Here is a 24,327-nt window from a genome sequence, read left to right on the forward strand (position 1 = left end):
GAGTGACAGTGTTGACCTTGCTTGAAAAACAGCTATTAAAAAGACAATCATGAAAAAAGCGATGCAAATGTGTCGCTTTTTTTGTTTTATTATCGCCATAGTTTGTTTTTATCTTATTGATACGCTACGAATAAACTGCTGGAGATTCTAAGACGTTATGTGATAAAATACAGCGCAGCTATTTTTTATAATTCACTTTATAGTTTAGATTTGGGCATTTGCTTTAATCTAGCGATAGCTTCTTTTTTAAACCAACCAATGACACACACATCATGGCAAAAAATTGCTGGGTGTTTGGCGACTTGATTAATTTGTGATCTGTTAGTGCATTACTAATGAAAACTAACTGGTAGCAGATGCGTGTCGCTAAATAGGCTGTTTTTGTGATGTGGAGGCATAACCCAACCAATAGGATATATTCTCATGGCTACAAAGAATCCAACCAAAATCGAAATGCGCGACTTACTACAAGCAGGCGCTCACTTTGGTCACCAAACACGTTTTTGGAACCCAAAAATGGGTCCATACATCTTTGGCGCACGTAACAAGATCCATATCATCAACCTAGAGCACACCGTAAAAGCGTTCAACGAAGCGTTGACTTACGTAAACGGCCTAGCTGCTAAGAAAAACAAAGTATTATTTGTTGGTACTAAACGCGCTGCAAGCGGTATCGTACGTGAGCAAGCAGCTCGCGCTGGTATGCCATACGTTGACCATCGCTGGTTAGGTGGTATGTTGACTAACTGGAAAACTCTACGCCAGTCAATCAACCGTCTAAAAGAGCTAGAAAAGCAAGCAGAAGACGGTACTTTCGCTAAGCTAACTAAGCGTGAAGCGCTAGAGCGTACTCGCGATATGGAAAAACTTGAGCGTTCACTAGGTGGTATCAAAGACATGGGCGGCCTACCTGACGCTATCTTCGTAGTAGACGTAGATCACGAAGCGATCGCTATTAAAGAAGCCAAGAACTTGGGTATCCCAGTTATCGGTATCGTTGATACTAACTCTAGCCCAGACAACGTTGATTACATCATCCCAGCTAACGATGATGCTATCCGTGCTGTGACTTTGTACGTAACTTCTATGGCTGATGCTATCATCGCTGGTAAAGAATACGCACAAACTCAAGCTGGTGGTAAAGCTGAGCAAGCACCTGCTGCAACTGAAGAAGCGCCAGCTGCAGAAGAAGCTGCTGCAACTCCAGCAGAATAAGTAGCTGACTTAAAAAGTTTAACTTTGTAAGGATGCCTTGATAGTGTATCTATCAGCATCCATATAATGTTTTGAACAGCGTATAAGCTCATAATAGGCATGATGTAGTTTTACTCGTCATGCCTTGTTATTGAATAAAGCCTTATTAATAACGCCATGCATATAAGCTAGCAGCTGTTGAGCGAGTATTATCGCTCCTACTGGTTATATCGCTATATTGTAGAGATGTTATTTGTTTGACATCATTTATGGCTATATTAGTAATCGTTCAAGACGAGCTGTCTGCTAGACTTTAAGTAATACCAAAATATCGAATAGAAATACAGCATTTAGAAATACAGCACTCCTATACATAACTATACTAAGGTGACTCTTATGACAGAAGTAAAAGTATCTGCCAAAATGGTAAAAGAATTGCGTGACCGTACTGGTCTTGGCATGATGGAATGTAAAAAAGCGTTAGAAGAATCAAACGGTGATGTTGAAGTTGCCATTGATAACCTACGTAAATCTGGTCAAGCTAAAGCAGCTAAAAAAGCGGGTAACATCGCAGCTGACGGCGCTATCATCATCGCTCAAGGCGAGAACAAAGCATTCTTGCTAGAAGTTAACTGCCAGACTGATTTCGTTGCAAAAGATGACAGCTTCACTGCATTTGCAGAAAAAGTTGCTAACCTTGCATTAGAAAACAACGTAACTGACGTTGCTGCTATCTCTGAATTGTCTTATGGCGAAGGTCAGACTGTTGAAGAAGCACGTGTATCTCTAGTACAGAAAATCGGTGAAAACATCCAGATTCGCCGCGTTGAAACACTTGAAGGTGCTAACATCGCTGCATACCGTCATGGTCTGCGTATCGGTGTAGTGGTATCTTATGAAGGTGGCGACGCTGACACTGGTAAAAACCTTGCTATGCATATCGCTGCATTCAACCCTGTTGCTGTAGATGACGAAGATGTTGCTGCTGACGTATTGGCACGCGAAAAAGACATCATCGAAGCGAAAGCTCGTGAGTCTGGCAAGCCTGACAACATCGTTGAAAAAATGATCGAAGGTGGCCTACGTAAGTACCTAGACGAAGTAACTTTACTACGTCAGCCATACGTTATGGACAACGACAAGAAAGTTGGCGAAGTCCTAAAAGCTGAAGGCGTAAAAGTACTTGGCTTTAAACGTCTAGAAGTTGGTGAAGGCATCGAGAAGAAGCAAGAAGACTTCGCTGCTGAAGTTGCTGCAACTCAGGCTGCTAACAAGTAAGCACCAAATAGTATTGGATCAGGCTGTGAGTCCTTAATTGTGGCTTACAGTTTGGCTTTATCACTCTTAATGTATCAAGATATAAAGCATCATGACATAAAGCGTCCAGACATAAAAAGGCCCATTAATTCGTTAATGGGCTTTTTTATGTCTGGCTTTTAGATAACTGGCTTAGCGTAAAGCCGCGTAGGCTGAGTTGGCATAGCTAGCACTATTCACATTGCTGCTAGTAGCATAACTGACATTTTGTAAGCCATTACTTGTACTGGTGCTACTGGTTTGATTGTTAGCACTGATACTTGCACCAAACAGTCCGGCATCGTTTTTATACAGGCTATGATAACGGCTCATCACTCTTTGAACATAGTTACGTGTTTCTTTGAACGGAGGGATGCCACCGTATTTATCGACATTGCCTTCACCTGCATTGTAACCTGCGACAGCATGTTCGACATTATTATTGAAGCGGCGCATAAGCCACGCGATATATTTGGCTGATCCTTCGATATTATCTGCAGGGTTCCAAGGATTGCTGACATTGAAACGGCGCGCAGTCGCTGGCATTAACTGCATCAGGCCTTGCGCCCCCACTGGTGAGCGTGCGTTTGGATTGAAAGCTGATTCAGTGTGCATCATCGCTTTCATTAGGGCAGGGTCCACACCGTTGCGCTCAGCGGACGCACGAATGTAGCTGTCGTAAGAGTTGCGACTTCCGCTGTTGCTAGCGGCACTGCTACCATAGCTATCGCTACTTCCGTCATACATCTTAGAGTCTTTATAATAAGTTACTTTTACTTTTTTGGTAAACTTATCAAAATTTCCACTAGGATTGACGTTGGTCAACAGTACTTGTCCACCTTTGTCTTTGTAAATATACATATTGCCTGCATTGGCAGCGACAGAAAAGCTCGAAAGAGCAATGGCACTTAGTAAAAGGGGAGATAAGCAGCGAGTCATCAAAGTAGCCGTATTTATCATAGTAAAATCACTTTTTATCGAATAACAGCAAATTGTTTTGCCTACATATGCATTGATTTAGGCGCTTAAGCGGTTACTGATTTTGCAGAATTATTTAGCCCACTGTGAGGACAGCAGCTTAGCAATTATCACTTTCAATAAGGAACCACTTGCAATAGATACAAAAAATAATAGTTGCTTACTATAACATATAATAACTTTTTGGCGCATCAGATTGACAAACTAAGTTGTAAAATCAGATTTCTATTATTAAATAACCTTAGATAAATCAATATATTAACTTTTCTAAGTTAATTAATGAGCCATTTGTAGTGGGCTTTTTGCGCTTATGAATTCATATAAATAAAGTGTCTCAATTTTTTAAGAAATAATGATGACATTTGAATAGTTGAGGTAATCTTTAATCTGAAATCAACAGTAAATAAGCCTATTAATGGTTAAATTTTTAAAAATATAAGAATAGTTTAGGTAGGGTTTTAGTGATGACTAGATACCAATAGCGCTGATAAAGATAGGCACCCAAACCGCGGTAACTAACCCGTTCACTGCCAAGCCAAATGCTGCATAACGTCCTGCCGTATGACTGATTTGCCATGCTTCTACAGTACCAAACGCGTGAGCCGCTAGCCCCAGTGCTAGACCTTTAGCACGGTCATCATTGATACCGCGGAACAAAAATCGCGCGACCGTACCACCTATCAGACCTGAGACGATGATAATTAGGTTAGCCATTGCTAATGGTGCTTTGATTAAATCTGCGACACTCAGGCCAATCGGCGTCGTCACAGAGCGGGTAGCGAAAGCCAATAGGGTTTCATGGCTGAGTGAAAATAAGTAAGCCAACGACATAGGCAGTAATGCACCAACGACACTAGCAATAGCGACAATTAGAGTGAGTTTTTTGACTGGTAAGCCTTTGAAATTCATCGCCGCCAATGGCACAGCCAGAAGTACAGTGACATATCCCAACAGATGGTCAAATACAGGTTTCGCCGCGCTGTAATAGTTGTTGTAATCCCACTGCAGTAAAAATAGGAAAACAAGTACTAGGACAAGTGCGGTAATGACCATCGGTAGCCATGACAACTTACGTGCCAATACACGTGCAGTTACGTGTGCTGCTAATGTCAATAATATTGCGGCTAGGGTTGCCATAAATACGCTGTCAAAAGTCATAATATCTCTCCGCAGCTCACGGCTGTCCCTTTTGCTCAGTGGTAGTCGTACTATCAATGTTTGCAGCGTGGTTGAGCCAGCGATTGGCCAGTAATGCCAGTCCCCACAATGGGATGAGCGTACTAACAATCATCGTTATCATCACACCCAATAGCTCATCTCCTAGAGCAAATAGCAACAGGCCTGCACCAGCAGAAACTGGTAAGAAGGCAAAACCACTATCGACTAGTAAAGTATTACTGGCCTGTGTGAGCCAGCTCGGTAATCCCTTAAGCAATCGCCACGCCATCAAAATAACAAACATCGCAACCAAACCGACAATATTGGCCGCTTTTTCGATGCCTGCCATTTGACAGAGAACAACCGCCGTTTCTCGGACAACGATAACCATGGTCAACGTTAGAATTAACGCAAGCCATAGTGGGAGATGGGGAGAGTGAGCAGGCTTCATAAGCAATTCTGGCCAAGTCAGATATAAATGGATGGTGTACCAAGCAAAGTATGTGATCACACCAAGAACGCAACGTAGAAAATGATGCTATAAATACTGATAGTAGCAATGATTCACTTTTAAAGTATTAACGCTATCTATCAATATTTGTTGAATATATAACAGGCGATTATATAGAGAGTGGGGCAACTAATAAAGCCTATGCACTGTGACTCGTCATATCCAAAAAAAATAGACGATATCAATGGATATCGTCTATTCTATTTTAACGTAATATATAAGGGCCTATGGTCTAACAGTATGAATCAAACGTTCATTCAGTTACTGCCGCAAATGACTCACTTTAACCATAGTTCTTATTTTACAGAAACAACTATTATTTTTCTGAATCAGCTGCTTCTGAGTTTAATGCATCAAACTCGTCAAACGCTTTTTCTTCAGCCTCTGTCATGGTTGGCTCTTCAACGTCATCAACCTTTTCAAACTCTTCAAGTACCGGCATCAGTAGTGTTGCTTGTGCAAGCGGCAACACATCGATAGGTTTCAAGTTGGCTTGACCCAGTAACTGTCTTAGACGGTCACTTGGCAACCGAATCGTCAGACATTCACGACCCGTATCGTCATAGCTTTCTTCTTCAATAACACCCAGTTCATATAAGGTGTTTTTGAACTGTCCAGCATCATACGGCAAGGTCAGATCAAACGTCGTCAGTTTACCTGTCAGCAGTTGCTGTACGGCAAGCGTTAGCTCTTCCATGCCTAGGTTCTGTCTAGAAGAAACATAGACGCGGTTTGGCTGACCTTCGCTAGCATAGCCGATATGTGCAGGTTCATCAGTCAAATCAATCTTGTTGTAGACATTGAGCACAGGTACGTCGTTATCGATTTCTGCCAATACCTCTTTGACCGCCTGAATCTGCTCGTGCATATCTTCGCTAGAGGAGTCGATGACGTGCAATAACAAGTCTGCTTCTAGTGTTTCCTCTAAGGTTGCATGAAAAGACTCAACCAGCTCATGCGGCAGATGACGGACAAAACCAACCGTATCGACTAAGACGACACGACCAACTCCCTGCCAGTCTAAACGACGCAGAGTAGGATCTAGCGTCGCAAACAATTTATCAGCAGCATAGATGTTTTCATCAACCAAACGATTGAACAAAGTAGATTTGCCCGCATTGGTATAGCCGACCAGTGAAATGGTCGGTACGTCAGATTTTTGGCGACGGGCACGACCTTGCGCACGGGTCTGACGGACTTTTTCTAGTTTGCTCTTTAGCTGATTGACGCGCGTCTGTAGTAGACGGCGATCGGTCTCAAGCTGAGTCTCACCCGGTCCACGTAGACCAATACCACCTTTTTGACGTTCCAAATGCGTCCAACCACGTACCAGACGCGTCGATAGATGGTTAAGCTGAGCCAGCTCTACCTGCAGCTTACCTTCATAGGTACGGGCACGCTGCGCAAAAATATCCAAAATTAAACCAGTACGATCCAACACGCGGCACTTCACTAGCGCTTCGATATTACGCTCTTGTGATGGCGACAGGCTGTGGTTAAACAGTACGATATCGGCTTCGTGTTCGCGTACCAACTCTGCGATTTCTTCTGCTTTTCCGCTACCAACAAAGTATTTGGCGTCAGGACGCGAGCGTGATCCAGTGACTAGTGCCAAACGATCGGCACCTGCTGAATCAGCCAACAGCTCAAATTCACTAAGATCATCAGGATCTTGAATTTGGCGGATGTCTAAATGTACTAAAATGGCGCGTTCGCCACCTTCATGTCTTTCAAAATAATCCAAAGAGTATCACCTATTTAATAAAGTAAATGTCTCGCTATAATCAGCTCAATAAGCTTCAACGTAGCGTTCATATGATTATCTATATATGGTCTTATCACTTGATATTAAAGCGTATTAGCATAATTAGCGATGGTTTTATGTTACAGCGTTTGCTGCGGATAATTTTTTATAAATCTGCTTTATTACCCGTTTGTATAAAAGTCAGCACTCACTGAGTGAACAAGCTATCACTGAGTGTGCGAACTTTGTTATACTGGGCTCGTTTTTTGACTATTAAACACCCGTTATTTAATCATGAGGGCGAAGATGAGCCAAGCTAAATCAAGCTTTTCACTCAGACGACAGTTGAGCCGAGGCAGACAGGTTGCTGGTATGACCACGACTATGGTCGGCGGCATACGCGCGGCGAAGCGTATCGGTGCCTTTAAGCAGCCACCACGCGAAACCCTACCACGCTATATCCAGACATTCTGCCGCAAGATGGCAGGCTCTTTTGGTGTAAAAGTAGTAGAAGTGGAACCTGTAGAGCAGTTCCATGGCTTGTGGGTATCGAATCACGTGTCATGGATGGATATCCCTGTCGTTGGTACTGTGAGCCCAGCGTTCTTTTTATCCAAGGCTGAGATTGGTGAATGGCCTGTATTTGGTAAACTTGCTCATGCCGCAGGGACGCTTTTCATTGAGCGCGGCTCCGGTGATGCAAGCTCAGTATCGGCGCAGATTGCTGACTTTTTAGCCAAAGGTTTTTCGATTATTTTCTTCCCTGAGGCGACGACCACTAGTGGTAAAAAAGTAAAGCGCATCCATGGAACATTACTGCAAGCAGCCATTGATGCTGATGTGCCTATCAGACCGATCATCATCGCTTATGTCAACAAAGACGGCACACTAAGCGACGCATTGCCATACTATGGTAAGCTGACGATGAAAGAAAGCATGAAAAAAGTGCTCGATAGCAAAAACGTGACCGCTTATGTATTGCCACTTGCACCTATAGATCCAGAAGGTCGTAACAAAAGCGAGCTTACCAATTTATTACAAGCACGCATGAACGAAGGGTTGGCTGAGTTGCACTCAAGAGTCCTTAGCACACCAGTTGAAGACTGATTACTTACAGTTGAGCTAGTTAGAGTTGAGCTAGTGTAGCTAATCTCAGCCAGTCAATAAAAGGGCGCAAATCGAAACGATTTGCGCCCTTTTTTATAGGAAAATTAATAGAGCGAGCATAATGTCATTTATTCAGCAGGCTCTATTAACATCCAGTCTTTATAAAAGACCAACTATGGCGATGGATTAGGCTGCTGTGTGTGCACCGCTTCAATCGCTTCTAAGACATCTGCTGTTAGCTCCACATTGACACTATCGATGTTTGATTTGAGTTGCTCGGTCGTGGTTGCCCCAATGATGTTACTGGTGACAAAGTGACGAGAGTTTACGAAAGCCAATGACATCTGCGCCATGTCCAGACCTGCATCAGCAGCTATCTTGGCATATTGCTCAGTGGCTGATTTGGCTTGCTCATTCACATAACGACCGAAACGATCATACATAGTCAGACGTGCACCAGTTGGACGTTTACCATCAAGATATTTACCAGACAATACACCAAAACCAAGCGGAGAATACGCCAGTAGACCAACGTTTTCACGATGGGCAATCTCAGCCATACCAACTTCGTATAAACGGTTCAATAGGCTATATGGGTTCTGCACGGTAAGTGGTGGAATTAGACCGTTTTTATCTGCTTCCCACAGGTAGCGCATGAGTCCCCACGCGGTATCATTCGATAAACCATAAGCACGAATACGACCTTTTTTGATTTCATCGTTCAACGCTTGAATAGTCTCTAAAAATGGCGTTAAATCATCTAATGACTGTGCTGACATCTCTTCATCATAGCCGCGCTGACCGAAAAAGTTTGTTTTACGTTCAGGCCAATGCAGCTGATAAATATCGATATAATCGCTTTGCAAGCGCTCAAGATTGCCGTCAATAGCGCTGCTGATATGCTGCGCGTTAAAGCGTGTTTGACCATCGCGCAAAAAATCCATTGGTGATATTTTGCTGGCAAGGATGACTTTGTCACGCTGTTTGGTTTTATCAAACCAAGTACCCATGAATCGTTCGGTATCACCCTGTTTGTCTTTGTCTGGTGGTGATGGGTACATCTCGGCAGTATCCCAAAAGTTCACACCCTCAGAGAGTGCCATGTCCATTTGCTCATGTGCTTGAGCTTTATTATTTTGCTGTCCCCAAGTCATCGTACCTAGACAGATCTTAGATACTTTTTCATCGAGCTGCGGTAGCGTTGTATATTGCATTCGATTGTCCTTTCTCGTTTTTTTATTGTGGATTGTGCGTTTGGGCAACTACATAAGTTGTATACCAGTGACACCGGGTGGTGTGACTTTGAAGATTTTTACTTTGAACAACACGTCTTGTCCAGCAAGCGGATGATTAAAGTCGACTTCGACTTGATCATCATCGATGGCACTGATCGTACCGGGCAGCGTGTTTTTCCCTTTGTCTTCGAACTCAACCATCATGCCAATTTCTGGATTGTCAGCGACTAGCGCAAATTGAGTACGGCTAAAATGTTGGATGTTTTCAGGATTCCACTCACCAAATGCTTGCTCTGGCTCAAGGTGTGCGGTACGAGTGTCACCGGCGCGTAGATTCATCAGTACTTGCTCAAAACCAGGTAACAAGCTCTCATCACCAATGGTCAAAGACACAGGTGCATCACGATTAAAGGTTGAGTCGATGATGGTGCCGTTCTCTAGTGAAACTTCAAAGTGCAGCTTAACGAGGCTGCCGTAAGCGATACGAGTGTCTTCGTTTGGGTTAATAAATTGAGATTGAGTCATAATAAAAAGCCATCGGTTGCTAGAATAGAAAATAATGAGTTTGATTAAAGTGTTTTTAATTGCAGTATTATAGTGTAAGAAATAATAAGCCATCTAAGACCAGATGTAAGCGTCAATAATGTAACGCAGATGGTGTACTATAATTGGCAATTCTAAAAGATATGAGGTGTCGGTAGTGAATAAACAACAAGGCACTGTCAAAAAATGGCAGGACGATAAAGGGTTTGGCTTTATTGAAACTGAAGCGGGCGAGTCTGTCTTCTTTCATGTGAGTGAGTTTAAGGCTCAGCGCCGTCCTAACATCGGTGAGGCAGTGGTCTTTAGCATTGGACAAGATGCGGAGGGACGCAAGCGAGCCACGCAAGTACAAGAGCTTGGGTTTGTACAGCAAAAAATGGCACAAAAAAATAAACAGATCCGTCAACGTAATGCCAAACGTAGCGCGCAAGCGGAGTTTGAGGCAGGACAAAAAAAACGCTCGTTTCTTGGACTGGCTTTTTATGGTGTTTTAGCTTTATTAGCAGCGACAGATAAACTAAGCTGGCTAGTGGTCGGCTGGTACGTCGTGCTAGGGATTATTACTTATGGTATGTATGCCAAAGATAAAGCTGCTGCGCAAAGTGGCGACTGGCGTACGCCTGAGTCTACACTGCATATACTAAGTGCGCTTGGCGGTTGGGTAGGCGCGCTATTGGCTCAAACGTATCTGCGTCACAAATCACAAAAGCCTGAGTTTCGAGTGACTTATTATTTGACCGTCGTTGTGAACATGGCAGGATTACTGTTTTTATTGGCAGGTGGTGGGTTAGAGACTGTCACTGATTTACTATCAGAGTTGCTATAAATGAGAACTAAGACACACATATGGATAATGTGATTATGAATACGTCAGGCTTCGTTGGTGGCACATTAGTACATACTGAAAAAGGTTTAGTACCAATAGAACAACTAAAAATTGGCGATAAAGTGTTGTCTAAGGCAGCTGATGGCTTAGGTGAGCTAGTTTATAAAGCAGTAACGAATACTATGGTTACTCAAAGCGTGTTGGTGAATTTGTTAGAATTATCGATTGCAATTGATTCTTCATTACCAATGAAGGAACAAATTGAACTTCAGAGGTTAGTCAATGATCAACCTTCAACTCGATTATTGATAACAAAAAACCACCCGCTATGGACTGAAGGCTCAAAGTGGACTCAAGCGAAGGAGGTAAAATCTCAAGATATTTTAATTAACAAAGACTTGATTAAATATTCGGCTGAGTCTGGCAATAATCCCTATGACACTACATCATTAAGACAAATTTATAGAACGGATAGATCAAATATTGGTTTCGTACCAAAATTCGATGAAGACGTTCCTGCTCAATATGGCAGTCTAATTGATTTAACAACAGGCGAGGAGCTTCAGAATAGCGTCACTTATCAAGCAGTGACAGACAAGTTATATGAGCATGATGAGGAGTGGGAGCAACGCCTATTAGAACAAACACCTGAAGACGAACGTGAACATGCTGAGTTCTTTGGCTTCCGCCAAGGCGAATGGAAAGATCCTGATACTATAGATTGGGAAGAGGGCGAAGGTTCTCTTACTATGACGGTATATAACATTGAGGTAGCAGATACTCATACTTACTTTGTCGGTGAGGCTGGTATTTGGGTGCATGAATAGAAATTGTGCAGATAGGTCAAATTAGCATACATATTCAATCGTCAGAAATAGTAAATAAAAAAGGTGGATTACGACTGCGTAACCCACCTTTTTATTTATAAGCTGAACGATATTAATAATAGTATTTAGAATTATTACTGCGGCATTTCACGCTTCTTTTCCAAAAACAGCATATCGATGACAATCAGTACAACACCGATGGATATACCGATATCCGCGATATTAAAAATCGGATAATGCCAGACATCAGCATAATGCACATGGATAAAATCAATAACATGACCATGTAGTAAGCGGTCGATTAAATTACCAACTGCACCGCCCAACACTAAGGCTAGACCAAAAGATAACAGCGTGGCTTTGCGCGGTGCTTTAATCAGATAGATGATTAAAAATAGCGACATGACGAGTGCCAATCCTGAAAAAAACCACTTCTGCCAACCGCCAGCATCTGCCAAAAAGCTAAATGCCGCGCCATAGTTATAAGCGAGTGTCCAATTGAGGAATGGCTCGATTACTGGCACTGGATCATGAAAGGTCAGTTTGGTTTCTGCCAACCACTTGGTCCACTGATCGATAACGACAATAACCAATGCCAATATATACCATACAAAAGCACGACTACCATTTGCCACCATTTTCGGGGTCTTGGTCAGACGACTTCTAGGCGTAGTTGAGCTACCTGTGGTTGCATGAGCAGGCTTAGGTGAATGGTCAACCTCAACCTGCGGCGGCTGGTCATGCTGGCTTTCAGGTGAGTCTGTTGGGTTAGGCATAGTGACGTACCTCGCCATCGCCACTGACATTGGTCACGCAGCGCGCGCATAGTTCAGGGTGTGCGTTATCTGTGCCGATGTCATCACGAATGTGCCAGCAGCGTACGCACTTAGTACCAGTAGCCGCGCTTACTTGGACTACTAAATCTACAGCTTCTTCGGTATTAGTGTCGGTCGCTTCTTCTGTCTGTGCGATGCTATCAGCAGGCGCTTCGCTCATTGGCTTTAGTGCAGCGTTACTAGTAATCAATACAAAGCGTAGCTCTTCATCAAGCTTGGCTAAGCTCTCATACATAGCACCGTCAGCATATAGACTCACGTCGGCAGACAAGTTGGCATTAATGATTTTTTCGCCACGTGCAGTTTCGATATGTTTGTTTACCATGTCTTTGGCAAACATAATACGCTGCCAGTCGTCATTGCTGATGGCGCTTAGCTCAAATGCTGGGAACTCGTACCACTCTTGAGTGAATACATAGCCACCTTTATCCGCATCACGTTGGTTCAGTACTTCCCAAGCCTCTTGCGCCGTGAATGACAAGATTGGGGTAATCCAGCGAATCAGCGCATGAGTGATATGGTAGATAGCCGTCTGTGCAGAACGACGAGGCTGTCCATCTGCCTGAGTAGTGTACTGGCGATCCTTGATAATATCTAGATAGAAACTACCCAAGTCTTGCGAGCAAAACGCTGTCACGTGCTGAGTGACTTGGTGAAAATCCATCGCATCGTAAGCACTAATGATTTGCGCTTGTACGGTTTGTGCGCGTTCAATGATGAATTTATCAAGGCTAACCAATTCATTGATATCAATGCTGTCGGTCGCTGGATTGAAGTCATCAGTATTGGCAAGCAAGAAACGCAGGGTATTACGGATACGGCGATACATATCGATCGCACCTTTAAAGACCGTCTTACCTGCGCTCATCTCATAACGATAGTCACTTGAGGCAATCCACAGACGCAGCATATCCGCACCTGTTTTATTGATTTCTTCTTGCGGGGTGATGATATTGCCAAGTGACTTACTCATCTTGCGACCGTTTTCATCGACCACAAAACCATGGGTCAGTACTTGCTTAAACGGTGGGCGCTCATACATCGCTTCTGACGTCAGTAGTGACGTCTGGAACCAGCCGCGATGCTGGTCAGAGCCTTCTAGATACATATCAGCTGGATTGGTCAACTCATCACGTTGATCAAGTACCGCAAAATGCGTTGTGCCTGAGTCAAACCAAACGTCTAGTGTATCGGTAGCTTTGTCATAGTCAGCGGCTTCACTGCCTAAGAAATCTTCACAGCTAGCATCAAACCACGCTTCTACGCCGCCTTCATTGATTTTTTGCGCCGCAGTTTCCATTAGCTCAAGGGTGTTTGGATGCAGCTCGCCTGTTTCCTTATGCGTAAAGAAAGTAATCGGCACGCCCCACGTACGCTGACGCGAAATACACCAATCAGGACGACCCGTCATCATTGATTCGATACGATTTTGTCCCCACGCTGGCGTCCAACTTACTGATGGAATGTCAGCAAGCGCGCGAGCACGTAAGCCTTTGGTTTCCATGTTGATAAACCACTGAGGCGTAGCACGGAAAATAATTGGCGACTTATGACGCCAGCAATGCGGATAGCTATGCTCAATTTTAGTATGGCTGATTAAATGACCATTGTCATGTAGTGCAGCGATGATTTTTGGATTGGCTTTATAGATGTGCTCGCCTGCAAATACAGCAGCGCTATCTAAATAAACGCCTGTACCGCTTACTGGGTTTTCCACTGGTAAGTTGTATTTTAGACCAACGATATAATCGTCTAAACCGTGACCAGGTGCGGTATGTACCAGACCAGTACCACTATCAGTAGTCACATGGTCGCCCAAGATGAGCGGCACTTGACGGTCTACAATCAGTGGATGCTGGGCATGTAGGCCTTCAAGCTCGCTGCCTGATACAGTTGCTAGGATGCCGTTATTTTCTAGTTTTAGCTCACTCAATGCAGTTTCGACAAGATCCGCTGCGAGTAGTAGGTTGCCTTTTTCAGTAGCGACCACGCTATAGTTATGTTCAGGATGTACTGAGATAGCTTGGTTGGCAGGTAGTGTCCATGGCGTAGTTGTCCAAATAACAGCAGCGATGTTATCTGCGATATCTGCCAATGCGGCTACTTTATCTGTACCGAGTACATCAAAGCTGACATAAATCGCATCAGAGACTTTATCTTGATATTCTACTTCAGCTTCTGCTAAGGCAGAGCTACAGTCCAAGCACCAGTTGACCGGCTTCATACCGCGAGTCACATGACCATTGTCATAGATCTTGGCAAGCGCACGCACGATGTTGGCTTCTTGATGGAAGTTCATGGTCAGATAAGGATTGTCCCAATCACCGAATACACCTAGACGCTTGAAGTCTGCTTTTTGCAATTCAATTTGAGTACTCGCATATTCGCGGCATAGACCACGGAATTCGGTCGCAGACACTTTTTGACCGACTTTACCAACCTTGGCTTCGACTTTTTGTTCGATTGGCAGACCATGACAATCCCAACCAGGGACATAAGGTGCATCAAATCCTGACAATGTTTTTGATTTTACAATAATGTCTTTTAGTACTTTATTGACTGCGTGACCCAGGTGAATCTGACCGTTGGCGTATGGAGGGCCATCGTGCAAAATATATTTGGTCGCACCAGCACGCGCCTGACGAATTTTACCGTACACGTCATCTGCTTCCCAAGCAGCAAGCCAATCTGGCTCGCGCTTGGCAAGGTTTGCGCGCATCGCAAATGGCGTATCCGCAAGGTTCAGCGTGTCTTTGTAATCTTGGCTTGGTGTGTCAGTGCTTTTATCAGTCATAGAAGGTATCTTTTTAAAAGGTAGGTTTGTGTGTCGGTTCAAAACCGGATACAAGGCTCGATGTTCAATGTATTTCAATATAGTGCTGAGGTTAATGCTGTGTCGATATTATTCAATTACTAATAGTAGGTATATTGCTCATCATAGTCGGTTTATCAACCATCATGTCAATAAACACCAATTGTCGCTCATTAGTCGGTAAATAGTTACGTCAATAATAAATGGTAACGAGACGATTGCAACATAAAATATGCTAGTAAAAATAATTCAAAAAAATATTTAGATCGGCAGCTATTATATGACAAAAAGGGTAGGGTAAAAAGAGCTGTGCGAGGTCAGCCCAATTTTGTCCAATATCAATCGTTTATCTACGTCATATATCCTCAGCGAAGACGTAGCTATAATCTCCTTACATAATGATTTATTGAAACATAAAGTACGACTCAAGTGCTAAAAAACAGACGCTAACCACAAGCGCAGTTTCAATGACCATAATGGCTGAATCCCTGTTAGTCCTTGTGTCATCTTACCATTCTCTAATACCACATAGGACGGTGTGACTTGTCCTTGCCAATCTGCAAAGATATTGCCTTGTTGGTCATTTATGGTGGTGAAATCAAACTGATGTTGATCGAGGTAGCTGCGTAGCTCTTGGTTTGAGCCTGACTGTACTGCAACAGTGACCACGGGATAATTATCTGCTGCTAACTTATTAATGGTGGGCGAAGTAAAGCTGCAGACTGAACACCACGTACCCCAGAAATATACCAATGTAGGCTGCTCATGACTCATCGCTGCTAGGTCGATAGTTTGCCCTTGGTAATCGGTCAGTTGCAATTGAGGGTTGGCAGGCATAATAGGCTTTCGCCACCAATTGACCACGCTATAGATCACGACAAACATGAGACCATATAACATTATCGTTTTAAGTATCGAAATGATCTTTCGCTTCGGCTGCTTCTTTGGCTTTACTTCTGTTTGTTCAATATCAGTCGTCATGACATCCGCTTTTTAGTTTGCATATTGTTTTCAGTTATTTTCAAATGATGGCCTATTGTCACTGCCTATCTTATCGTGATTGCCTATATGGTCATTGCACAAAATGATCATTGCACAAAGAATCGACAGTAGATAAAAATAAACGGCTGAAAATCAGCCGTATTATTTATAAAGTCTACTATAAGTGTGCGACGTCAACCTATTATGGCTTTTGTGCTCGGTTTTGTAATGGGTCACCAATCAGTACGCTACCTGAATTTTCACGGCGCTGCTCATCACTCAACTTGCTCGCTGGCACTTTGGCTTTGCGCTTCCATTTTAAGCTGAACAAATCATCACGGCGGTCGATTAAGTTATGTACTGAGCCTTCATGACGAACGTGAGTCAGCTTGTCTAAGTTTACATCAGAGAAGAACACCATCTCCGTGTTGGCAGTGGTCTCTGCCATAATCGCATCATGCGGGAACGCAAAGTCTGACGGTGAAAAAATCGACGACTGAGCGTACTGAATATCTAAACTCTCAACTTGCGGTAAGTTACCGACTGAACCACAAATCATCACATAGCATTCGTTTTCGATAGCACGGGCTTGCGCGCAGTGGCGAACACGTAGATAGCCGTTCTTGGTATCAGTCCAGAAGGGCACAAACAAGATATCCATGTCATCAAGTGCCATCAAACGTGCAAGCTCAGGGAACTCAACATCGTAGCAGACCAAGATACCGATACGGCCTGCATCCGTGTCGAATACTTTGACTTCATCGCCACCTTCAATGACCCAAGCGCTGCGCTCATGCGGTGTAATATGAATTTTGCGTTGCTCTTCAACCGTGCCATCACGGCGGCACAGATAGCTGACGTTGTATAAGGTATCGTCTTCGTCCAGTAACGGCATCGAACCGGTAATGACGTTGACGTTATAACTGACGGCTAAATGCGAGATTTCATTTTTGAACCACTCGGTATAGCCCGCCAAAAATCGAATGGCAATATTTTGATCGGTTTCCTCGCATAGGCCCATCAATGGCGCGTTGAAAAATTCAGGTAAGCAAGCAAAGTCTGAGTTGTAGTCAGCCATGATATCGACAAAGAACTCAACCTGTTGCAATAGCTCCTCAGGTGATTCGACTTCACGCATTTGCCACTGAATACCACCAATACGCACCTCAGACTTGCGAGTATTAGGCTTATAGTCTTTAGGCTCATAGTAAATATTTGCCCACTCAAGCAAGGTAGCAAAGCCCTTTGATTGTTTATCATCTGGCAGATAAGCGGTCAAGATACGCTTAACGATAAAGCCATTAGACAACTGGAACGACAAAGCTGAATCGTGAATTTCACGGCTTTCAACGGCATCAATATATTCGCCTGGAGTCAGATCTTTGTGATTATGATAGTTAGGTATACGTCCGCCAGCTAAAATAGCGCGGAAGTTCAACTGTCGGCATAGCTCCTTGCGTGCATCATACAGACGACGACCGAGGCGATAGCCACGATAATCAGGGTCGATGAGCGCATCTAAACCATAGATTGCATCACCTTCTGGGTTGTCTCTGATGATTTCTTTTTGCCCAATTAAATCGTCATAGGTGTGCGGATTTGAAAACTTGGCATAGTCAACGCGCATAGAGAGCACGATACCAATCAGCTGATCATGATCAAACAAAGCAATCTGACCTTCTGGAAAAGCATCGATTAAAGTATGAATGGTTGTCTTTGACCACGCGCCACCCAAGTTTACATAGACACGATCCATTAAGGCTTTTAATTGTGGATAATCTTTTTTCTTGATCTCAGCAATCGTGAGGTGAAAGTCATCTAGTTTTTCCATCTTACTCATAAGTTTCCTGTTTTAAATAGCTATTGAATGTAGTGGTATCAAATAATGGTGTCATAGCACATTGGTGTGCCGATTTTTGTGCAAAAAAGTAATAAAAACATTCCAATAGGAAGATATTGTCGTTACAATAATTTATTGCCGTATTTACAATAGGTTATGTTGATATCTTAGACTGTTTTACTCATTATGTTTGGTGCTTGTTTCGATTAACGTAGAGGGCTAAAGGATAGCGACTGCCACAATCTACATCACTCTATACCTATAGGGTTAGTAAACATCGATAAGCGCACAACTCTGCATTATCATTGTACCTGCGACTTTCTTGTTATTTATTATCTCAATATAGAATCTAAATAATATCTAATCAGCACCTTTTGTTTTGCTTGTTATCATAGCAAGCTGTAACGGTAATAACAGTCTCACGTAGTAAATATTTGCTACGTTTTTGTGAGTCAATTTTTTGGTTCAACTCAGGCATAGTATTGTGTTGCTTGTTTCGTTTAGCCGTATCTCATCGGCTTCTTAGGATTATTTTATTATGCCCTTAAATCATACCAATAGAATCATGAAGTGGGATGACATAGATGACTCCGCTTTGGTTCAGTTGGTTTATGTCAGTACACTGACTCTTGGCTCGCGTTTGAGCACCTCTATTTTTGATGAAGTAGAAGGCCACGCACGCAACTACAATCAGCAGCATAACATCACAGGCACGCTATGCTACGGCAATGGTCACTTCCTGCAATGTATTGAAGGCAAAAAATCAGATGTATTTAATCTGCAAGAGCGTATCTTTGTCGATAGTCGTCATAAAAACGTAGAAGTGTTGCTGTTACAAGTCATCAATCATCGCAGCTTTGCCGACTGGCGTATGCGCTTGCTGTTTTTGGAGCGTTGGTTATGGTCACCCGCGACCAAGAAACAGGCCGTACAATTATCTCCATTTTTACCATTTGCGCCGCACGGTTGGTCATCTGATCGGACCGAACAGTTTTTGCAAATTATCAAAACTTTCGATAGTCCACCTCATATTAAGGCGGCAGGTATTACTTATAATGCATTGGGTAATATGGTGCGTCATATCGCGGCACCGCATCAGGCATTTCTGATTATTCAAGGGTTTTTGAGCATATTACTGGTTGTCGCATTGATACTGTTATATTTATAAATCGTAGTTTTTGCGAATTATAAATTCAAAAAAAGACGCTAGCCTCTCGGGTTAGCGTCTTTTTATTTGCGATAAGCGTTTAGAGTGCTAATCACATATCAAAAATTTTACCTCGGTTCATGATATTGTTAGGATCAAATACTTTTTTTACCTCTCGTAAATACTCAATCTCTGTCTCGCTGCGGCTATAGTGCAAGTACGGCTTCTTTGTCATACCAACCCCATGCTCAGCAGACACCGAACCGCCATATTTCTGTACTGTCTCAAACACATATTTATTGACGACCTGACACTCAGCAAAGAAATCATCTTTGCTCATGTCTTCAGGCTTTAGAATATTAAGATGCAAGTTGCCATCGCCAATATGACCGAACCAGCAGACTTCAAAGTCAGGGTAGTTGCTGCTGACGATGTGATCAATCTCGGTGATAAACTCAGGGACATAGCTTATTAGTACGGATACATCGTTCTTATAAGGCGTAAATACTGAGATGGTCTCAGAGATGTATTCACGCAGCTTCCACAGCTCTTCAGCCTGTGCCAAGCTCTGGCTCATGACACCATCGACGACCCAACCTTGCTCCATGCATTCTTCAAATATCGCCATGGCTTTATCCATGATCGGCTCGTATGGCGCTTCGAACTCTAATAGCGTATAAAATTTGGTGCGCGATTCAAATGGCTCTTGTACTTGACCATGTGCCATCAATTTATCAATCGCCACATCATCAAAGAACTCAAAAGCGGTCAAATCAATCTTCGCTTGGAAGGCTGATAGCACATTCATCACATCATTAAAGCTATCCATGCCAAGTACCATGACATTTAAGTCTTGTGGCTGACGCTCAAGCTTGATTTGCGCATGGGTGACAAGCCCAAGCGTGCCTTCGCTACCGATAAACAATTGACGCAAATCATAACCGGTGGCATTTTTCACCATACCGCGGTTAAGCTGCAAGATATCGCCTTTACCAGTGACCACTGTTAGCCCCATAATCCATTGACGAGTCATGCCGTAGCGTATGACTTTGATACCGCCCGCATTGGTGCCGATATTGCCACCTATTTGACTTGAGCCAGCTGAGGCAAAGTCAACAGGATAATAAAGGTCTTTCGATTCTGCGAATTGTTGCAACTGCTGCGTGATAACACCGGCTTCGACTTCAACTATTCGATCGGCTGGATAAAACTGTCCGATACGGTTCATCTTATCCATACTGACGACAATCTCGCCATTGGCGGCGACGGCGCCAGCAGATAGACCAGTACGACCGCCACTTGGCGTTAGCACCACATTATGCTCATTGGCAAGCAATACGATGGCTTGTACTTGCTCAGTAGTCTTCGGAAAGACGATGGCAGCAGCAGCAGGCGCAAAATGCTTAGTCCAATCTTTGCCCCAATGTTCTAAACTCTCAGGGTCGGTTTTGATTTGGGTCGGTTCGAAATCATGGGTATCAGTAAGCGTGCTCAAGATGGTTTGCACGGCATTGGTTTCAGATGTAGGCTGAGCGGTAGTTGGCGTCATGGTCAAATCTCAATATTGGCGTAAGCACGATGCTGGGACTGCTTATTATATAGCGAAATAACTATAAATTCAGTGGTGAGTCAGCTCGTAGAGGTAATAAGTGGATGATAATTTTTACCTATTAAGAAGAGGTAAGTAATAAATAGTTGATTCGATCGGTTTCAAACAGAATAATTCACTATAGCATAAAAATTTTTCAGGCTTGATAACCAATAATTCATCTAATCTGCTAACATCGACCTCAAATTTTGTGTAAGATATCGGGACTGTTTTCGTTTCATCCATCATAGATTATCCAACAGGTAATCTTATAAAACAATTATAGGACAGTTCTCATATGGCGTTATCACTACAAAAAGACAAAATCCGGTTTTTATTGCTTGAAGGTCTACATGACAATGCCCTAAAAGTATTGGAAGGAGCTGGTTACCACAACATCGAGAATATCAGTCACGCTTTAGATCAAGACGAGCTGATCGAAAAGATCAAAGATGCTCACTTTATCGGTATTCGTTCACGCACTCAGTTGACGCGTGAAGTACTTGAGCACGCACACAAGCTTATCGGCATTGGTTGCTTTTGTATTGGTACCAACCAAGTAGATCTAGACGCCGCTCGTGATCTTGGTATCCCTGTCTTTAACGCGCCATTCTCGAACACTCGTTCGGTAGCTGAGCTAGTATTGGCAGAAGCCATTATGCTGTACCGTGGTATTCCTGAAAAGAATGCAACCGTACATCGCGGCGGCTGGGGTAAGTCTGCGACTAACTCACACGAAGTGCGTGGCAAGACTATCGGTATCGTCGGTTATGGCTCTATCGGCTCACAGCTGTCTGTCTTGGCAGAAAGCTTTGGTATGAAAGTCATCTATCATGATGCCGTGACCAAGTTGCCACTAGGCAACGCGGTACAAGTTGGTAGCCTAGAAGAGCTACTATCAACGGCTGATATCGTGACATTGCATGTACCTGATGTACCAAGCACTCGCTATATGATGAAAGCTGAGCAGTTCGCTCAGATGAAAGAAGGCAGCTACTTTATCAATGCGGCTCGCGGTACGTGCGTCGAGATTGATGATCTGGCAGATGCGCTTGAGTCTGGTAAAATCTTGGGCGCGGCTATCGATGTGTTCCCAAAAGAGCCAAAGTCAGCTGACGAAGAGTTTGAGTCACCACTACGTAAGTTTGATAATGTGATTTTGACGCCGCATATCGGTGGTTCAACACAAGAAGCACAGGCCAACATCGGACTGGAAGTAGCAGATAAGTTTGTTAGATACTCTGACCAAGGTGATACGGCGACGGCTGTGAACTTCCCAGAAGTCTCTATTCCGTTCAAAGAAAACTCGCATCGTCTACTACACATTCACAAAAACGTGCCAGGCGTACTGTCTCAGATCAACCGCCTATTTGCTGAAGCTGGCATTAACATCCTAGCGCAGAGCCTGATGACAGAAGGTGATGTTGGTTATCTAGTGATGGATGTCGATTATAACGATTCGACCGCTGCACTAGACCAGTTAAAAGATGTAGAAGAGACTATCCGCGTACGTATCTTATTCTAATGTAGTCAATCCATTATAAAATTGGATTAACTACATCAGTGCTAATAGTTTTGATACACATTGAAGATTTGTCATAAAAAAAGAGAGGCTCTATTGATTAGAGCCTCTCTTTTTTATTTCACTTCTTTTTTATTGTACTAATGCTAAGTTTAATTGGCTTTAATATTGTTTGCAGCTTCTGCCTGTAGACGCGCTTCCGTCTTAGCAGCTTTACGTTTTTCGATTACGTCCATCACGTCACTACCGATATGGGCTTCACCGCGCTTTTTGGCTAGCTGCATTTGGTGCTCACGCTCACGGAAACGGGCTTTTTGCTCATCGGTTGCCTTGTCGATACAGTGTGGGCATGATTCACCTTTGATATAAGCAGGGCTTTGCATCTCCTCAGCGGTAATCGGCATACGGCATGCAAAACACTGCTCGTAGCTGCCTTTTTCTAAGTTGTGGTTTACTGACACACGGTTGTCAAAAACAAAGCAGTCGCCTTGCCACATAGAGTCACTGGCAGGGACTTCTTCAAGGTATTTTAGGATACCGCCTTCTAAATGATAGACCTCTTCAAACCCTTGCTCGCGTAAATAGGCAGTCGACTTCTCGCAGCGGATGCCACCTGTACAGAACATCGCCACTTTTTTATGCTTGGCTGGATCGAGCTCTTTTGAAACGTATTCTGGAAATTCGCGGAACGTTTCAGTGTTTGGGTTGACTGCATTTTGGAAAGTACCAATTTGCACTTCATAGTCGTTACGCGTGTCGATCAAGGTGACTTCAGGATCTGAAATTAACGCATTCCACTCGCTTGGTTTTACATAGCGACCAACGGATTCCAATGGATCGATATTCTCGACACCCATAGTGACGATTTCTTTTTTTAGCTTTACCTTAGTGCGATAAAAAGGTTGTGCGTCAGTATATGATTCTTTAAAGGTAAACGTACCAATCGCCTCAATACTACGCAGGTAGTCAAGTACGGTATCAATACCTTGACGCGTACCAGAAATCGTACCATTAATGCCTTCGCTTGCAAGTAACAACGTGCCTTTTACATCGTGATCGAGCATAGTGTTTAAGATAGGCTCACGATATTGCTCAAAATCAGCAAAACGTGTGAACTTATATAGTGCGGCAACGACGATATTGTTAGTTACACTATCGTATACAGGGGCTGAATTGTTGTCAGTTATCGCGGTTTCTTTGTTGATGCTCATGTTTTTCTCCTGCTGGCTAGGTCGCAAACCTAGTGCAATGATAATAAAAAAGTAGATAGGTATATAACATTATCTCAATTGTGGAATTGATTAATGCGCGCGTAGTGTAGCAAATTTTAGATGGGTTTTGAATAGTTTGTATTGCTTGGCTTGATGTTATAGAAAACAAAAAAGCCCAGTAAAATACTGAGCTTTTTATAAAGGATTTGATGTTTTCAGCTTTGTTTATAAATATGTTTCCTATGATATTGTAAATACTTCTTATGCTCAGAAGAAATATTTGATAGTTTCATTTCTTTGTTGATAGATAAGGCCTGAAGGTCATTGGCACTGATTTTATTTGAGATTAGTATGTGACCTAAATCATCGAAACTTATAAAACCTGCATCAAAACACACATCCAAATTTGGTGATAGAAGTAAGCCGTTGTAAAGGCTAAGACGTTCTATGTCTCCGCATTCAGACCAAGGTTTGATATGAGATGCTCTTAATAGTTTTAGTTCCTTACATCCAGTGACAGCACAAGCAGACCAATATTCGATAAGACTTTGTCTAAACTGACCTTGACCAATACGTGATTTTACAATTGAGTCTCTTTCTGTACTACTACGACTTAAATACTCACTAACATCAGCAAGCTTATCTTCTCTTTCCATTTGTGCAGAAAGCATCCAAGCAAACGAATGAGCATCTAACAAACTAACCTCATTTTTGAGTTCTTCAATTAGCATTATTTTGATAGCGCTAATAAGTTGCAAATAAACAAAGTAATTTTCCCAAGAACAACGTTGACTAGTTTTGAACTCTATTCCTAATAATGAGAATGCTCTATAGTCAGTCCAAAATAGAAAAGGTACAATGCTTTTAAACCAAGCAAAGAGAAATATAAAAGATGACCTACTCAGCAGATTTTCGAGCACAAGTTATCAAAAACATTGAGCAAAAAGACATGAGCATCCGTCAGGCCTGTA

20 protein-coding genes are annotated in these 24,327 nt (G+C 43.0%); 7 read left to right on the forward strand and 13 right to left on the reverse strand.

What is annotated here, in order from left to right:
• The first annotated feature begins 423 nt into the window (after positions 1–423).
• Both rpsB and tsf read left to right on the forward strand, forming a co-directional pair.
• Positions 424–1,215 (forward strand): 30S ribosomal protein S2, encoded by a 792-nt coding sequence (gene rpsB, locus JMY00_RS02270; protein WP_057758431.1) that lies wholly within the window; start codon positions 424–426, stop codon positions 1,213–1,215.
• A gap of 375 nt (positions 1,216–1,590) precedes the next feature.
• The gene (gene tsf / locus JMY00_RS02275) at positions 1,591–2,472 is read left to right on the forward strand and encodes a translation elongation factor Ts (RefSeq protein ID WP_114701165.1); all 882 of its coding nucleotides are present in this window, start codon (positions 1,591–1,593) and stop codon (positions 2,470–2,472) included.
• 171 nt (positions 2,473–2,643) lie between these two features.
• Here the strand turns inward: tsf and JMY00_RS02280 are convergent, their stop codons facing one another.
• From JMY00_RS02280 to hflX, 4 genes are all read right to left on the reverse strand, one after another.
• Complete coding sequence (locus JMY00_RS02280) at positions 2,644–3,450, reverse strand: lytic transglycosylase domain-containing protein (RefSeq protein ID WP_201578963.1); 807 nt, start codon at positions 3,448–3,450, stop codon at positions 2,644–2,646.
• 486 nt (positions 3,451–3,936) lie between these two features.
• A complete protein-coding gene (locus JMY00_RS02285; protein ID WP_201578964.1) occupies positions 3,937–4,626 on the reverse strand; it encodes an LrgB family protein in 690 nt (229 codons plus the stop codon).
• A gap of 16 nt (positions 4,627–4,642) precedes the next feature.
• Positions 4,643–5,077 (reverse strand): CidA/LrgA family protein, encoded by a 435-nt coding sequence (locus JMY00_RS02290; protein WP_201578965.1) that lies wholly within the window; start codon positions 5,075–5,077, stop codon positions 4,643–4,645.
• Between the two features lie 376 nt (positions 5,078–5,453).
• A complete protein-coding gene (gene hflX, locus JMY00_RS02295; RefSeq protein ID WP_201578966.1) occupies positions 5,454–6,881 on the reverse strand; it encodes a ribosome rescue GTPase HflX in 1,428 nt (475 codons plus the stop codon).
• A gap of 306 nt (positions 6,882–7,187) precedes the next feature.
• On the opposite strand from hflX, the gene JMY00_RS02300 reads away from it, so the two are divergent.
• On the forward strand, positions 7,188–7,988 hold the full coding sequence (locus JMY00_RS02300) for a lysophospholipid acyltransferase family protein (RefSeq protein ID WP_201578967.1): 801 nt from the start codon (positions 7,188–7,190) through the stop codon (positions 7,986–7,988).
• 173 nt (positions 7,989–8,161) lie between these two features.
• Here JMY00_RS02300 and JMY00_RS02305 read toward each other — a convergent pair whose 3' ends face one another.
• Both JMY00_RS02305 and JMY00_RS02310 read right to left on the reverse strand, forming a co-directional pair.
• Complete coding sequence (locus JMY00_RS02305) at positions 8,162–9,202, reverse strand: aldo/keto reductase (protein WP_201578968.1); 1,041 nt, start codon at positions 9,200–9,202, stop codon at positions 8,162–8,164.
• Between the two features lie 48 nt (positions 9,203–9,250).
• Positions 9,251–9,748: a peptidylprolyl isomerase gene (locus tag JMY00_RS02310; RefSeq protein WP_201578969.1), complete on the reverse strand. Its 498-nt coding sequence runs from the start codon at positions 9,746–9,748 to the stop codon at positions 9,251–9,253.
• 175 nt (positions 9,749–9,923) lie between these two features.
• On the opposite strand from JMY00_RS02310, the gene JMY00_RS02315 reads away from it, so the two are divergent.
• Both JMY00_RS02315 and JMY00_RS02320 read left to right on the forward strand, forming a co-directional pair.
• Positions 9,924–10,592: a cold shock and DUF1294 domain-containing protein gene (locus tag JMY00_RS02315; protein WP_240990622.1), complete on the forward strand. Its 669-nt coding sequence runs from the start codon at positions 9,924–9,926 to the stop codon at positions 10,590–10,592.
• 20 nt (positions 10,593–10,612) lie between these two features.
• Positions 10,613–11,419 (forward strand): Hint domain-containing protein, encoded by an 807-nt coding sequence (locus tag JMY00_RS02320; protein WP_240990623.1) that lies wholly within the window; start codon positions 10,613–10,615, stop codon positions 11,417–11,419.
• Positions 11,420–11,553: 134 nt separating this feature from the next.
• Here JMY00_RS02320 and lspA read toward each other — a convergent pair whose 3' ends face one another.
• From lspA to JMY00_RS02340, 4 genes are all read right to left on the reverse strand, one after another.
• Positions 11,554–12,195: a signal peptidase II gene (gene lspA, locus JMY00_RS02325; protein ID WP_201578971.1), complete on the reverse strand. Its 642-nt coding sequence runs from the start codon at positions 12,193–12,195 to the stop codon at positions 11,554–11,556.
• Positions 12,188–15,049 (reverse strand): isoleucine--tRNA ligase, encoded by a 2,862-nt coding sequence (gene ileS, locus JMY00_RS02330; RefSeq protein WP_201578972.1) that lies wholly within the window; start codon positions 15,047–15,049, stop codon positions 12,188–12,190. Before ileS ends, lspA begins: the two co-directional genes overlap by 8 nt.
• A gap of 450 nt (positions 15,050–15,499) precedes the next feature.
• Positions 15,500–16,048, reverse strand: coding sequence for a protein disulfide oxidoreductase (locus tag JMY00_RS02335; protein ID WP_201578973.1), 549 nt, complete (start codon positions 16,046–16,048; stop codon positions 15,500–15,502).
• A 202-nt stretch (positions 16,049–16,250) separates the two neighbouring features.
• Positions 16,251–17,888: a carbon-nitrogen hydrolase family protein gene (locus JMY00_RS02340; protein ID WP_102094613.1), complete on the reverse strand. Its 1,638-nt coding sequence runs from the start codon at positions 17,886–17,888 to the stop codon at positions 16,251–16,253.
• Between the two features lie 538 nt (positions 17,889–18,426).
• On the opposite strand from JMY00_RS02340, the gene JMY00_RS02345 reads away from it, so the two are divergent.
• Complete coding sequence (locus JMY00_RS02345) at positions 18,427–19,056, forward strand: BLUF domain-containing protein (RefSeq protein ID WP_114701153.1); 630 nt, start codon at positions 18,427–18,429, stop codon at positions 19,054–19,056.
• A 91-nt stretch (positions 19,057–19,147) separates the two neighbouring features.
• Here the strand turns inward: JMY00_RS02345 and JMY00_RS02350 are convergent, their stop codons facing one another.
• On the reverse strand, positions 19,148–20,584 hold the full coding sequence (locus JMY00_RS02350) for an FAD-binding oxidoreductase (RefSeq protein WP_201578974.1): 1,437 nt from the start codon (positions 20,582–20,584) through the stop codon (positions 19,148–19,150).
• 337 nt (positions 20,585–20,921) lie between these two features.
• Here JMY00_RS02350 and serA point away from each other — a divergent pair, with 337 nt between their 5' ends.
• On the forward strand, positions 20,922–22,148 hold the full coding sequence (gene serA / locus JMY00_RS02355; protein ID WP_057758460.1) for a phosphoglycerate dehydrogenase: 1,227 nt from the start codon (positions 20,922–20,924) through the stop codon (positions 22,146–22,148).
• A gap of 149 nt (positions 22,149–22,297) precedes the next feature.
• On the opposite strand, the gene JMY00_RS02360 is transcribed toward serA, so the two are convergent.
• Positions 22,298–23,356 (reverse strand): rhodanese-related sulfurtransferase, encoded by a 1,059-nt coding sequence (locus JMY00_RS02360; RefSeq protein ID WP_201578975.1) that lies wholly within the window; start codon positions 23,354–23,356, stop codon positions 22,298–22,300.
• Between the two features lie 215 nt (positions 23,357–23,571).
• Positions 23,572–24,276 (reverse strand): HNH endonuclease, encoded by a 705-nt coding sequence (locus tag JMY00_RS02365; RefSeq protein WP_201578976.1) that lies wholly within the window; start codon positions 24,274–24,276, stop codon positions 23,572–23,574.
• Between the last annotated feature and the right edge of the window lie 51 nt (positions 24,277–24,327).

Source organism: Psychrobacter sp. Pi2-52 (assembly GCF_904846705.1).
Classification (GTDB): Bacteria; Pseudomonadota; Gammaproteobacteria; order Pseudomonadales; family Moraxellaceae; genus Psychrobacter.